Here is a 10,395-nt window from a genome sequence, read left to right on the forward strand (position 1 = left end):
AACGCGCCGGGCCGGTCACCTACTCCGCGACGGCTGCGGGTGCTGCTGCCCGGACGTCGTCCTCGACGCGCCACAGGATGCGTTCGGCCTCACCGGCGAGCCGCTCGAGCTCCGTGACGTCCACCCGATCGGCCTTGCGCGGAAACGCTCCCATGAGGCAGAAGGTGCCGATCACGTCGCCCTCGCGGGACCGGAGCGCGGCACCGGCGTAGAACGGCGTGTGGGCGACGTCGATGTAGGCGCTGCCGGCGAACCGCGGATCCTTGCGGGCGTTCGGCACCACGAGGGGCTCCGACTGGGCGGCCGTGACGTCGCAGAACGTGAGCTCCCGTGGCACGGATGCCGGAACCGGCCCGCTGCCGGTCGGGAAGTACTGGCGGTCGCCCTCGAGCAGCGTGACGAGCGCGAGCGGCACGCCGAACCGGCGCTTCGCCTCCTCCTCGAGCCGCTTGAGCTCCGCCGTCCGCGCGCCGGCCTGCATGGCGAGCAGGGGCGCGGCGCCGGCCCAGCGCGGCACGAGCGCCGCCTGAGGGGTGCCGCTGGTGCCGGCATGCGCCCCCGCGAGGAGCGGCACCGCGTGCCCGGCGAGCCGCTCGGCCCACGTCGAGTAGGTCAGGGAGGACCCGGCGGGGCGGCCGATCTCCGTGCGCGGTGCACCGAGGTCGGTGAACGCGGCGGCGTCGACGGATTCGAGCAGGCCCCGCGTCGTGGCGTTGAGGCGGTCGGCGTGCCGCTGGCCGATCATGCCGGCGAGGCCACCGAACCCCGGAACGGATGCGATGGGCTGCACGCCGGCGATGAGGATGCCGGCGCCCGGCGCCCGGCCGGAGTCGAGATGGTCGAGCAGCGCGGACATCGAGCGCCCCCATGCCGGCAGCGGCGTGAGCCGGACGGCGTCGTTCATGCTGAGCACCAGCACGATCAGGTCGTAGGGCGACAGGGCGCGCCGGCCGAGCCAGTTCAGGGCGGTCGCCACGTTCATGAGCTCGTCGCCGACGTAGTCGACGTCCCAGGCGTCGCCCGTCTGCGCGGAGAGCGCGCGCCCGAGGTGGCCGGTGAGGGCGAGCTGGTGGGAGACGACGCCCCATCCGTGGGTCGGGCCGTTGCCGAGCAGGAGCACGCGGCGAGCGGCGGGATCGCCGGTCTCGTAGACGGGCCGGTCCCGGGGCGTGGGTGCGCTCATCCGGTCCGCGTTGGTCTTGGCGTACCAGAGCCGCATGCCGGTGCGCACCACCGGTGTCAGGAGCCCCACGTGATCAGGGTAGGCAGGCGACCGCCTCCCCCTCTCCCCCGACTTCGAGGGGGTCGACCGGCCCGTCTGTCCACCCTGTGGCAGCCTGCTGGCGTGGCCGGATCCCCCGAGTACTGCGTCGTCCTGCCGCTCGCGCCGCTCCAGGTCGGTCGCTGGATCGACCGGCGCGCCTGGCCGCTGCACCTCACGCTCGTGCCGAACGTGCGATCGAACGCCGACCTCGACACGCTCGTCGGCGCCGTGCGCGAGGCCGCGCGCGGGCTCCCGGCGCTCGCGACCATCATAAGTCACGAGGCATGGTTCGATCCGGACGGGAGCACCCTCGTCGACCTCGCGGGCGTCGACGACCTCCGCCCGGCGCACGAGGCGGTGCTCGACGCGTTGCAGCAGCACGCCGGCGCCGTGCCGGTCGTGCCGGAGCACCACCGCGACGGCTACCGGCCGCACGTCACCGTGACGCCGGGGGCTCGGGCGCAGCGCGGCGAGCGGCCCACCTTCCGCACGATCGCGCTGGTCGAGCTCGGCACCGAGGGGCGCGCGGGCACGGCCGCGCCGCTCGCGCTCCTCGACCTCGCCGCGACCGATCCGCCCGACGTGCCGTCCTCGATGCCTCGCGACGCCGTCGTCGCGCTCCTGCGGGACCTCACCGAGCGCGGCGTGCAGCCCTGGGTGATCGGCGGATGGGGCGTGGACGCCCTCCTCGGTCACCCCTCCCGGGTCCACCACGACCTCGACGTGTTCGTCGACGTGGCCGAGCTGCCCGCGCTGCTGACCGCGCTCCCCGAGATCGGCATGACGGTCCGGTTCGTGTGGTCGGAGAACCGCTGGATCGGCGACCACCACCTGCCGTCCGCCTTCGTCGCCGACGGACCGCGGGGCGAGCTGGACGTGCACGTCGTCCGCCTCGGGCCGGACGGCCCGGTACCGCTGTCCGCGAGTCACGTCTCGCTCCCCCGGGACGCGCTCGAGGGAATCGGCACGATCGAAGGGACGCCGGTCCGCTGCGCCACCCCCGAGGCCCAGCTCGTGATGCATACGGGCTACGAGCTGCCCGAGCAGCACCGTGCCGACATCGAGCGGCTGCGCGCCCTGATCGCCTAGCGGACCTGCGCCAGCCGGCCGACGACCGCGACCGGTCCCCCGTCGAGCGGGCAGACCCACCGGGCGACCCGGTCGTCGGCGGAGGCCGCGAGCGGATGCGTCGCGGGGTGCCGGGGACACGGCGGCCAGTCGGTCGGCGCTCCGGAGCGCCAGTGCTCCTCGATGACCCACTCCTGCACCCGGTCGGCGGCATCCGCGATCCGGGCGGCCTCGGGATCGGAGGTCGTCACGCTCACGCCCATCGCGGATCCGTCGAGCGACGCGAGCATCGCCGTGTGCTGATCAGGGACGTCCGACCAGTCGAGCTCGCGGACGACGGGCCGCGTGACCCCCGTCGCATCGAGATCGGCCAGGACCACGTCGAGCGCGTTCCGCAGCGCCGGATGCACCGTCGTCCCCCTTCCGCTCGGCTCGGGGCTCAACCGTAGGACTGGAACGAGGCGACGCTCGTGTGGTCGTCGCCGAGCTCGATGGCGAGGCGTCGCGCCAGCTCCTCCCCCGCGAGCAGCCAGGTGCGCCGGTTCCGGTCCGCGTCCCATCCCGGCACCCGCGGGGGCAGCGGATCCGGGTCGAGGTGCTCGTCCCAGAAGTCGTACCAGGCGCGGAGGTCGGCGGTCAGCTCCGCGGAGAGGGAGAGGTCGGCCGGGGAGAGCGTGATCTCGTCGTGCAGCAGGCTGCCCCACAGCGGCCAGCGGTGCCCCCAGTCGGGGAAGAACCGGATCTCGCGGCTGACGACCATGGCGAGACCCTAGGCCTCGGCACTCGCCGGCGGCATATCGATCGACGACGCTGTCGAGAATCGATACGGTCGCGACATGAGCGACGTCGCCCGCCCCATCGCCCGGTCGCGCGCCGTCCCTGAGCGCTTCGCGTGGTCGCTCGTCGTCCTGCTCGTCGGCGCGTCGCTGTACGGCCTCGTCGCGGTGATCACGCTCGTGGTGCAGGTGATCCAGCTGATCGAGTGGGCGCAGCCCGGGGCGCGGATCCCGTTCACCGAGGCGACCTCCTACGTGCTGCCCACCAACGGGATGCGCAACGACTACGGCGGAGCGCCCTTCGTCCGTGACGGCACCCCGGTCACTGCGACGCAGGTCTCGACCACGCTCGACGCCGTGCCGGCGGCCGAACGGATCCTCCTCGGCCTCACGCCGGTGCTCTGGACGATCACCGCGCTGATCGTCACCGCGCTCCTCGCCATCGCGATCAGCCGGCTCCTCGGCGGTGCGGGCTTCGGGACGGGCACCTCGCGGCCGGTGATCCTGGCGGCCGCGGCGCTCGCGATCGGGAGCTCCGTCGCGCAGATCCTCCAAGGCGTCGTCGCGCTGGGGATGAGCGGCTTCACCTGGGCGGCGCCGCACAGCGCGAGCAGCAACCTCTTCCGGACCGACGGCTTCACGTTCGAGTTCACACCCCTGTTCGCCGCTGCCGGCCTGGTCGCGATCGCACTCGTGCTGCGGCGCGGACTCGCGCTGCAGCAGGACGTCGATGGGCTCGTCTAGGTGGACGAGGGCCGCATCCACTGCCGCCTCGACGAGCTGCTCGCGGAACGCGGCATGACGCTCGTCCGGTTGAGCGAGCTCGTCGGCGTGACCGTCGTGAACCTCTCGGTCCTCAAGAACGACCGCGCGAGAGCCATCCGGTTCTCGACGCTCGAGCAGATCTGCGCCGTGCTCGAGTGCGAGGTGGGCGACCTGCTGGTGCGGCGCGGCTGAGGAATCACGACGGGTGCCTCCGACGCGTCGCTCAACGCTCCTGTCGCGGTCCGTCCAGCGACTCCGAGCCCATCGACGTCACGTCACCGGTGGATCCAGGGCTCATGAGCCAGCGCCGGTACTCGGCGGCGGAGATCTCTCGGAGCTGCATGGGTTCCTCGCTGGGTGGGTGGGGACGATCCGCTCGGGATGGGTGGGGGCCGGCCTCCCCAGACCGGCCCCGCGACCACTCGACACCAGGAGGACGACCCGAACGTCCGACCGGTGCCGTCCGCGGCGCGAGATCGCGACCGTGGACGTCACCCCTGATCATCCGCGCCTTCCAGCGCTGCAACAAGTCGGCACTTCTGAGGACCGTCGGGGTACGAGGGAGCGGGTGAGGTCGCCGAGCGATCGCCGGACGGGGGCGCTAGGGCAGGGGTACCGGAGCGGACGAGGGAACCGGCGATGCTGCGGCTGCGCGAACGGCTGCCGCCGCCGTCGCGACCGGAGCCGGCGACGAGGGGGCGGCGGCCCTCACCGTCGCCGTCACCGCCCCCGTGCTCGATGCCGCGGGAACGGACGGGGCGGATGCCGCCGAAGCAGCACGCGTGACGGCCTTCGCCACCGCCGGGGCCTTGGGTGCGGCCGCCTCGGCTGAAGCGACGGCCCGGGCCGCCGTGCTCACGACATGGGTCGCGACCTTCGCCGCTGCCGAAGCGGACGATGCGGCGGCAGCGACCGCCTTGCCGACCGGGTGGCTCACGACCTTCGGCGCCACCGGAGCGGACGATGCGGCAGCGGATGCCGCCTGCTTCGCGATGTGCTCGGCCTGCACGACCGTCGAGCGCGCCGGCGCGGGAGCGGGAACGGCGGTCGCGCCGGTCGCGGTATGGACGACCGAGGCCGCGCTTCCGGGAAGGCTGTGGACCGGCGCCGCCGCGGCCGCACCGGCGACGCCGGCCGTGGCCGCCGCCGCTCCGGCGGTCGAGGTCGCACCGGAGGCCGTCGAGCCGGTCGGCGCCCCTGCTGAGAGCGTGCGGGCTCCCCCGGAGAGCACCTTCCTCGTGGAGCCGGGCGCGAGGGCAGGCGCCGGGAGCCGCTGCAGGGAGGAGGTCGCACCATTCGGGGCCGTCCTGCGCCCCGCGACCGAAGCACCCGCCCCGGCACCGGCGGCGCGAGCCGCGGATGCCCCTGCCGATGACGACGACGCTGCGCCACCCGCGCCCCGCGGAGCCCCGGAGCTCGAGCGGTGGGTGGCGGCGACCGGGTGCACGAACGCCGCGGGTACGGCCGACGGGCCCGGCACCGAGCTCACGCTGAAGTCGGGCAGGCCGGCGAAGGCTGCGGAGGCACCGCCGATGCCTCCCGGTCCCGACCCATGCAGCAGCGGGGAGGCGAGCAACGCGATGCCGCAGAGCGCGACCGCGCCCGAGGTGAGGATGGCCACACCGCTCCCTGCGGGAGAGTCGCCCCGGAAGGCGTGCCGGCCCGACGGGGCCGTCGGCGCGATGGCCACCGGCTCGGCACGATGCCGCGCCCCGCTCCGGATGGGGGTGATGTTCTGCTCCGCCGACCCCGTACCGCGGTGCCGTCCCGCGCTGTCGCTCACGCCTGGTCCCCTCGCTCGTGCTCGATCCGCCCCGGCCGAGGCTCCCGAACCGCCCCGACCGGATCGCGGGGACGTTATGACACGAATCCGCCACCGCTCTGGGCGGGCAGCCCCGGACGAGCCCCGGGTGCGGGTCGGGGCGAGCAGAAGGCCCCGGACGAGGCCCTTGCGCTCGCGGATCGATGCCTCTCCCTCAGAAGCACCTGACGAAACGCGGCGAAACCCCCGAGGGGCGTGTCAACCGCCGCCGTGGCGGCGCGAGTCCACCGGACGGACGGGGATGCGGCGGGCACCTCGTGCCCTCGGCCTCACGCCGAGGAGCGCTGCCAGTACCCCTCGGAGACGACGTCCACGCGCCCGTCGACGACCCGGATGGCGGTCTCGTCGTCGATCGCGTAGGTCGGGCAGGGCATTGTCGCCGCCCACTGGGCCGCTTCCTCGAGCGAGTTCCCCGGCTGGTCGGGGCTCTGGACGACGTGCGGGCAGATGGCGAAGTCGACGAGGCCCAGGGCCCGGTCCTCCGCGCCCGGCGGACGCCACTGGATGAAGTCGTCGCCGACGCTCGGCGCCATGACCATGCTGCCGGCGCTCATCCCGAGCCAGACGGTCTCCTCGAGCGCGGGCAGCAGGTCGATCAGCCCGGACTCCCGGACCCAGTGGGCCAGGTAGAGCGCGTCGCCACCACTGACGAGGAGCACGTCGGCTCGCCGCACCAGCGGTATCCACTGCTCCGAGGGCAGGCTCGGGAGCGCCGCCAGCTCGAGCAGCCCGACGCTCCGCCAACCCAGCTCGACCATCGGCTGCTCCGACCGGCCGGCGACGAACTCCCAAGCGTTCTCGAGACCCGCACCGGGGTGCCCGTACATGGCGGTGGGGATGCACAGCGCGGTCGAGTCGGCGATCGGCTTGCCGAGGAGCTCGACGAGGGCGTTCCGGATGGTCGGGTTCCTGACGCCGGCGGAGGTGAGGAGGAGCTTCATCGATCGTTTCCTTCCGGACGGTGCATGCCCTGGGACCACCGTAGGCAGCCGCCATGACATGACCGCGGTGTCCCCGCCGTGCGTTCCGCGCGGAGGACCCTTGGCCATGGGCAACCTTCCAGTGGGGACGCGTCACAGTGGAGGGATGACGAGCGGGTCCGGGGCGATGCGGGTGAAGGACGCCGATCACCGCATGGGGCGGCCGGCGGTCCGCCGCGCCGCCCGGGATCCCCTGGCGGACGCCGGCGCGCTGCACGCCCGGGGGCCGATGCGGCGCGGGCTCGCCGAGTTCCTGCGCCTGCCGTTCGCGATGACCGCGGCGGCCGTCTGCGCAGCGGTCGGGATCTCGATACTCGACCGGGTGGGCGCCGGCTCGGGGGTGCTGCGGCACCTCGCCGGGCAGATCGTGCCCGGCGAGGCGGCGAACGGCGTGCTCACCGCGGTCGCGACCAGCCTGCTGACGGTCACGTCGATCACGTTCTCCGTGCTGCTCGTCGCCGTGCAGCAGACGGCGAGCTCGTTGACGGCCGTGATCTTCGACCAGTTCCTCCGCCGCGTCGCGAACCAGGCGTACTTCGGCTTCTTCGTCGGCGACACGGCCTTCGTGTTCGTGGCACTCGGCCTCGCGCGGACGAACCCGGCCCCGATCTACGCCGCGGTGATGACGCTGCTGCTCGCGCTCGCCGCCCTGGTCGCGCTGCTGATGCTCATCCACGCGACCATCGACCAGATGCGCCCGCAGACCGTGGTGCGGTCCATCCAGGATCTGGCACTGAAGGCGCGGGAGCGGGAGCTCACTCTCGTCGGGCTGACGCGCCCCGCCTCGGAGCGGCCCGACGTGCCGGGCCGGGTGGTCAGAGCCCAGGACAGCGGATACGTCGTCGACCTCGACATCGACCGCCTCGCCGCACTCGCGCGGAGGATCGGCCCGGATGCCGAGGTGACGGTCGTCGCGTGCCTCGGCGACTACGTCGCCTACGGGGATCCCGTCGCGCAGCTCGCCGGAGGGGACGAGGACGACGACCGGTTCGACGACGAGGCCGTCGCGGCCTTCTCGCTGGACGACGTGCGCAACGTGCGGATCGAATCCGACTATGCCATCGACCAGCTGGAGAACATCGCGTGGGCGACGGCCACGAGCGCCTCGCAGAGCCCGAACACGGCCGCGATCGCGGTGCGTGCCCTCCGTGACATCGCCGGCCGCTGGCTGCTGGCGGGCGAGCGGGACCGGTCGGACCGCGCCGAGCGACAGCCGACGCTGCCCGTCGTCTACCTCGACGGCGCCATGGACCGGGTCTTCGGGGCGCTCGCCGTGCTCGTCATCGGCACCGCGGAGTCGCGGCAGCCGCAGACGTGCGCCGAGCTGCTGGGCGCCTTCGCCGGGCTCGCGCCGCGGCTGCGTGGCGACGAGGACCGGACCACGTTCTGCGCGGCGCTGGACTCGTGCCTGCCCGCCGTGATCCAGCATGCGCAGCCCCCGGTGCTCGCTCGCGCGATCGCCGACCTGGTGGCGGCCCTGAAGGACGCCGGGCTCCGCGCGGACCGCGTCGAGGAGGCGGGCCACCTGCTCGAGGTGGCCCAGGAACGGCTCGTGCCGAAGGCGTCCGACGACCCGGCCGCCGGGCATCCGGCGGACAGCGGCGACGGTCGCTGACCTCGAAGCCGGTCAGGCCCGCTGGATGGCCGTCTCGGAGGTCGAGGGCGCCCAGTCCGGCTCGCCCGTCGGCCCCTCCTCGGCGTCAGCCCGGGTCACGGGCTGGAGCTCCTGCTCGGGGTGGGGCAGGGTGCCGAGGCGGTCGACCTGCTCCGTGAGCGCGTCGAGGACCGAGCGGAGCTGGATCTGCGCCACATGGGCGTAGGTGCGGACGTACTCGATCTCCGGGACGGTCACGCCTGAATGCTGCTGCGCGCCGACCGCGGCACTCGCCTGGCTGGCGCTCGTCTCGGCACGTTCGAGGATCTCCCGGTACTGGTTCCGAGCGGTGAGCACCAGGTCGCGCGCGTACTGCTCGGCGTCGGAGATCGCCTTGTCGGCGATCAGCTGCGCCTGGGTGAGCAGCGCCACCGCCCCGGCCGTGGTCTCCTCCTCGAAGTCGGTGCCCGACCCGCCGCGCAGCCTCGCGTTCTCGGCCCGCAGCGTCGCGAGCTCCTGTCGCGTGCTCGTGGTGGCGGCCCGGACCTCGGCGACGGCCTGGGAGAGCTGACCCATGAAGCGGTCGACCTCCAGGCGGTCGTATGAGCCGTCCCGGTGCTTCATGGTGAACTCGGCGGCGTGGGCGTCCGGCAGATGACCCACGGCGACGACGAGGTCGGCCTCGGGGCCCGTGTCGGTCGTAGGAGCGGGGCTGTCGAGCTCGGTGTCGTTCTGCATCATGCGTGGTCCCCCTACTGGTCGTGCGCTAATCGCCATGCGGCAGCCCGGCCGGCTGCGGATCGTGTTCGTGGTGGTGCCCGGCGTGGCTGTCCTCGTCGAGTGTCGCGAACTGCTCGAAGCGGACGTCCGTCTGCGGGATCCCTGCGGCGCGGAGACGGGACACGGTGTGCCGCACCATCTGGGGCGATCCGCACACCAGGGCGAGGCGTCCCTGCACGGCGCCGCTGTCGGCCGCGGCGTCGCCGACCAGGCCTTTCCGGCCCGGATAGCTGGGGTCGTCCGAGACCACGGGCGTGTAGGTGAACCAGGGGCGGGTGGCCAGGTTCTGGAGCAGCCGGTTCTCGTAGAGGCTCCACGGCAGCCGCGCCCCGTGGAACAGCTGCACCCGGGGAGCCTGCCCGGTCGACTGCCACTCCTGGTCGATGCGCTCCAGGTGGGCTCGCAGCGGAGCGAGGCCGGTGCCGCCGGCGACCATGAGCAGATCCCGGTGGCGCTCGGCCTCGTCCAGGGTCAGCTCCTGACCCACGGCCGCGCCGAGACGGACCGTCTCGCCGATCTGGAGGGAGCGGACCATCGTGCTGCTGACCTGGCCGCCGGGAACCATCTGCACGTGGAACTGGATGCTGCCGTCGCGACGTGGCGCGTTCGCCGGGCTGAGATAGCGCCAGAGGCGCGGGCGGGCCGGGATCTCCACCGCCACGGACTGCCCCGGCTGGTACGGCAGATCGGGCTGGGGGCGGACCTCGATGACGGAGATGTCGAGGCCGCGTCGCTCGACCGAGGTCACCTCGGCGGGCCACGACGGCGGACTCGAATCCTCGGAGGCCTCGGCCGCCTGGACCATGACCGTCGCGATGACCCCGTAGGCCTCGGCCCAGTCCGACGCGAGCTCCGGCGTCCACAGCTCGCCGAGGAAGTGCTTGAGGGTGGCGAGGAGGGAGGCGCCCACGTGGTTGTAATGCGCCGCGATCACCTCGAACCGCCGGTGGTCGCGGCCGAGCTGCTGGATGAAGTCGGTCACCTCGTCGAGCTCGTCGACGTTGGACACGATCCGGCCGAGCGCACCCACGAGCCGATCCCGCTGGGTGGCCATCGAGATCGGGAACATCGCCCGGAGCTCTGGGTGCCTCAGGAACAGGTGGGAGTAGAAGAAGAGCGGCACCTCGTCGCCGAGGCTCTGCGCCAGCGACCAGGTGTGCTTCAGTGCAGCGGTGTCCATCAGGCGAAGTCGGCGAGCCAGAGGTCGGGGCCGAACACCTCGTACTGGATGTCCCGTGCCGGCACGCCGCGCTCGATGAGGGCGGAGCGCACGGACTGCATGAAAGGCAGCGGACCGCACAGGTAGTACTGGGCGTCGTCGGGGAGGTCGCGCCCACGGAGGTCCA

Annotated in this window: 11 protein-coding genes and 1 pseudogene; 4 read left to right on the plus strand and 8 right to left on the minus strand. The window is 73.2% G+C overall.

All coding sequences use genetic code 11. The features are described from left to right. Positions 1 to 19: 19 nt before the first annotated feature. The gene (locus tag VIG76_RS10990) at positions 20 to 1,252 is read right to left on the minus strand and encodes a GAF domain-containing protein (RefSeq protein WP_331954036.1); all 1,233 of its coding nucleotides are present in this window, start codon (positions 1,250 to 1,252) and stop codon (positions 20 to 22) included. A 93-nt stretch (positions 1,253 to 1,345) separates the two neighbouring features. Between VIG76_RS10990 and VIG76_RS10995 the strand changes: the two genes are divergently transcribed. Then, a complete protein-coding gene (locus VIG76_RS10995; RefSeq protein WP_331954038.1) occupies positions 1,346 to 2,353 on the plus strand; it encodes a nucleotidyltransferase domain-containing protein in 1,008 nt (335 codons plus the stop codon). Here VIG76_RS10995 and VIG76_RS11000 read toward each other — a convergent pair. Beyond that, a complete protein-coding gene (locus VIG76_RS11000) occupies positions 2,350 to 2,775 on the minus strand; it encodes a hypothetical protein (RefSeq protein ID WP_331954040.1) in 426 nt (141 codons plus the stop codon). The two genes, VIG76_RS10995 and VIG76_RS11000, sit on opposite strands and share 4 nt — an antisense overlap. Continuing rightward, positions 2,772 to 3,092 (minus strand): hypothetical protein, encoded by a 321-nt coding sequence (locus tag VIG76_RS11005; protein ID WP_331954042.1) that lies wholly within the window; start codon positions 3,090 to 3,092, stop codon positions 2,772 to 2,774. Before VIG76_RS11005 ends, VIG76_RS11000 begins: the two co-directional genes overlap by 4 nt. Positions 3,093 to 3,168: 76 nt before the next feature. On the opposite strand from VIG76_RS11005, the gene VIG76_RS11010 reads away from it, so the two are divergent. Further along, on the plus strand, positions 3,169 to 3,852 hold the full coding sequence (locus tag VIG76_RS11010; protein WP_331954044.1) for a hypothetical protein: 684 nt from the start codon (positions 3,169 to 3,171) through the stop codon (positions 3,850 to 3,852). Beyond that, the gene (locus VIG76_RS11015) at positions 3,853 to 4,065 is read left to right on the plus strand and encodes a helix-turn-helix domain-containing protein (protein ID WP_331954046.1); all 213 of its coding nucleotides are present in this window, start codon (positions 3,853 to 3,855) and stop codon (positions 4,063 to 4,065) included. A gap of 409 nt (positions 4,066 to 4,474) precedes the next feature. Here the strand turns inward: VIG76_RS11015 and VIG76_RS11020 are convergent, their stop codons facing one another. Both VIG76_RS11020 and VIG76_RS11025 read right to left on the minus strand, forming a co-directional pair. Continuing rightward, positions 4,475 to 5,656 (minus strand): hypothetical protein, encoded by a 1,182-nt coding sequence (locus tag VIG76_RS11020; protein ID WP_331954048.1) that lies wholly within the window; start codon positions 5,654 to 5,656, stop codon positions 4,475 to 4,477. A gap of 308 nt (positions 5,657 to 5,964) precedes the next feature. Then, a complete protein-coding gene (locus VIG76_RS11025) occupies positions 5,965 to 6,636 on the minus strand; it encodes a Type 1 glutamine amidotransferase-like domain-containing protein (RefSeq protein WP_331954050.1) in 672 nt (223 codons plus the stop codon). A 145-nt stretch (positions 6,637 to 6,781) separates the two neighbouring features. Here VIG76_RS11025 and VIG76_RS11030 point away from each other — a divergent pair, with 145 nt between their 5' ends. Continuing rightward, positions 6,782 to 8,290: a DUF2254 family protein gene (locus VIG76_RS11030; protein WP_331954052.1), complete on the plus strand. Its 1,509-nt coding sequence runs from the start codon at positions 6,782 to 6,784 to the stop codon at positions 8,288 to 8,290. A 12-nt stretch (positions 8,291 to 8,302) separates the two neighbouring features. On the opposite strand, the gene VIG76_RS11035 is transcribed toward VIG76_RS11030, so the two are convergent. From VIG76_RS11035 to VIG76_RS11045, 3 genes and pseudogenes are all read right to left on the minus strand, one after another. Continuing rightward, positions 8,303 to 9,010, minus strand: coding sequence for a DivIVA domain-containing protein (locus VIG76_RS11035; protein ID WP_331954054.1), 708 nt, complete (start codon positions 9,008 to 9,010; stop codon positions 8,303 to 8,305). Between the two features lie 25 nt (positions 9,011 to 9,035). Next, positions 9,036 to 10,229 carry a globin domain-containing protein gene (locus VIG76_RS11040; RefSeq protein WP_331954056.1) on the minus strand — a complete coding sequence of 398 codons (1,194 nt, stop codon included), beginning with the start codon at positions 10,227 to 10,229 and terminating at the stop codon, positions 9,036 to 9,038. After that, positions 10,229 to 10,395: pseudogene (locus VIG76_RS11045) on the minus strand (hemin transporter); the annotation flags it as partial. The gene VIG76_RS11040 and the pseudogene VIG76_RS11045, both read right to left, overlap by 1 nt.

The sequence above is a fragment of the Amnibacterium sp. genome (genome assembly GCF_036559085.1).
Classification (GTDB): domain Bacteria; phylum Actinomycetota; class Actinomycetes; order Actinomycetales; family Microbacteriaceae; genus Amnibacterium.